The following is a 1,035-nucleotide window of genomic DNA, read 5'->3' on the forward strand; positions in this document are numbered from 1 at the left end:
GTGCCGGGAGTGTGGGGGGTGAGGAGGGTGAGGAGGGTGGCTGGGTGGTTTTCGGTGTTTTTGTGGCTTTTCTGGGTGAGTTCAGGGCAGGCGAGGGCAAGGCTCCTCCTGGGAGCGTCGTGGCGTGGGATGCCCTCTCACCGTAGGCTCGTCCCGACTTGCCTTCCAGTGCATCTTTTGCAGGGGATGAATGCGTGTGACGCAATCCGGATCCGCCCCCGGAGGACCCGCCGGTCCCGGCGGGCTCGACCTCAATCTGCTGCAGGCCCTCGACGTCCTGCTGGAGGAGCAGAGCGTGTCCGGGGCCGCCCGCCGGCTCCATCTCTCCGAGCCCGCGATGAGCCGCACCCTCGGGCGCATCCGCAAGGCGCTCGGCGACCCGGTCCTCGTGCGGGCCGGTCGGCAGATGGTGCCGACGCCGCACGCGCTGGCGCTGCGGGCGGAGGTGAGCGTGGTGGTGGAGCGGGCCCGCGCGCTCTTCACCGGGCCCGGCGCGGTGGACCTGCGCACGATCTCCCGTACGTTCTCGATCCTCGGTTCCGACGCGTTCGCCGCCGCCTACGGCCCGGCGCTCTTCGCCCGCGCCGCCGACGAGGCCCCGGGGGTGCGTCTCCGCTTCCTCGGGGAGAGTCACGTGGACACGCCCGTGCTCCGGCAGGGCGACGCCGACCTGGAGCTCGGCGTCATCGACTCGACGGCGCCCGAGGTGCGGGTGGAGCACTTCCGCGACGACCGGATGCTCGGTCTCGTACGGGCCGGACACCCGCTGCTCAAGGGGAAGTTGACGCCCCGTCGGTTCGCCGCGGCGGACCATCTGACCGTCTCGCGCAGGGGCCGCCTCGCCGGGCCCGTGGACACCGCGCTCGCCGAACTCGGCCTGAACCGGCGGGTGGTGGGCAGCGTGGCGACGTTCTCGTCGTCCGTCTTCGTGCTGCTCAGCACGGACCTGGTGGGCCTCGCCGCCGCCTGGGCCTGCCCGCTCGCGGAGTCCCTCGGCCTGGTCGCCTTCGAGATCCCCCTCGGCCTGCCGCTCCT

The 1,035-nt window shown here is 72.4% G+C and carries 1 protein-coding gene; it reads left to right on the forward strand.

Annotated elements, in window-relative coordinates; genetic code table 11:
* Positions 1-190 precede the first annotated feature (190 nt).
* On the forward strand, positions 191-1,035 hold an 845-nt coding region (locus AOK22_RS38190), incomplete at its 3' end, for a LysR family transcriptional regulator (protein ID WP_055703231.1).

Source organism: Streptomyces silaceus (assembly GCF_001419745.1).
Taxonomy (GTDB): domain Bacteria; phylum Actinomycetota; class Actinomycetes; order Streptomycetales; family Streptomycetaceae; genus Streptomyces; species Streptomyces silaceus.